Below are 1,320 nucleotides of genomic sequence, written 5' to 3' on the forward strand. Positions count from 1 at the left end.
GCGAGGATGAACAGCACGTAGCTGCCGGCTGCACCGGTTGCTGCCGTCAGGCCGCTCCACACCAGGAGGCCGATGCCGATGATCTTGGGACGGTTCTTCGTGTCGGCCAACCGGCCCAGAGGCAGTCCTGCGACTGCGTAGACGAGGGTGAAGGCAGAGGTGATCAATCCCAATTGCAGGTCGCTGAGCGAGAACTCGTTCTTGATCGGCTCGGCGACGACCGAGGGGATCGCCCGATCGAAGAAGTTGAGCATGTTTGCGAGAAACAGTGCGACGAGTGTGCCGCCGAGCAGTTTGTCACGGGTTCCGACGGGGGCGCCGTCGACGGACGGCAGCGGTGGAGCGTCTCGTTGAATTGACATGGTTGTTCCACCCTTTTCGCGAGTGCTGAATGAATTGTGCTGGGGAGGGCTCAGGACAGAGCGTCGGCGACGGCGTTGCCGATGGCTTGCATTCCGGCTGCGGTGGGATGCAGTGGAACCGCCGGCTGGGTCGGGACGATTCCGGTGTAGAACGCGGTTGCCGGATCCGTGCAGATGTCATGTCCGGCAGTGGCTTCGGTGATGTCGACGTACTCGACGTCGTGACGGGCAGCGGTCGCTGCCATGACAGTGTTGCCGTAGTCGATCACACTCTGGAGATAGTCGGCGTCGCGCGGCCAGAACGGTTGGGTGCCGGGGCATCCGCCGGTGGCGATGTATGTCCCGTATCCGATCACGACGATGCGTGCCGATGGCGCACGGTCGCGAACCGATTCGATCATGGAACCCCAACCCGCGGAGACATTTTCGATCATGTGTCGCTGCTGATCTACGCCACCCGCGGTGAACTTGTCACGGCAGGAAGTTCCGGTGGGTTCGGGAAGTGGATTGACACAGCTGAGAACTGTCGGGAACAACGAGATGTCGTTGGCGCCGATGGTGATGGTGACGAGGTCGGTGTCAGGACCCAATGCTGTTGCCTGCGGCGGTACTTGACCGGAGAACGTCGGTTGTGCGGTGTCCGTGACGTTGGCGGATCGCGCCGACGAGCAGGTCACGTCCGTGAGTTGAGCGCCGAGTCTTTGCGCCACTACGGAAGGGTAGTTGTCGAGTGATCGTAGGCAGCCCGGCGACGACGAGTCCTGTGCGTTTACCAGTGGGCCGGCCGCTGCGGAATCGCCGAGTGCGACGTACTGGACAACACTGTCCGACGTCTCGGCGCTCGACACACCGGTCCCGATGGCGGCGATCGAACCGGCAGCGACGACGCCTGCCAGAATGGCTGCGCTGCGCGTCTTCCACGTCACTCGAGGCTCCTATTGGTCGAAAGTGAGACTTC

At 62.5% G+C, this 1,320-nt stretch carries 2 protein-coding genes; both read right to left on the minus strand.

Annotated elements, in window-relative coordinates:
• Positions 1-254, minus strand: a 254-nt coding sequence (locus tag ABT116_RS46955) for an MFS transporter (RefSeq protein WP_351647468.1), incomplete at its 3' end; no start/stop codon positions are given.
• 158 nt (positions 255-412) lie between these two features.
• Positions 413-1,288, minus strand: a complete 876-nt coding sequence (locus tag ABT116_RS46960) for an SGNH/GDSL hydrolase family protein (protein ID WP_298776834.1) — start codon at positions 1,286-1,288, stop codon at positions 413-415.
• Positions 1,289-1,320: the final 32 nt, after the last annotated feature.

Source organism: Streptomyces sp. NPDC002130, assembly GCF_040296465.1.
Classification (GTDB): Bacteria; Actinomycetota; Actinomycetes; order Streptomycetales; family Streptomycetaceae; genus Streptomyces.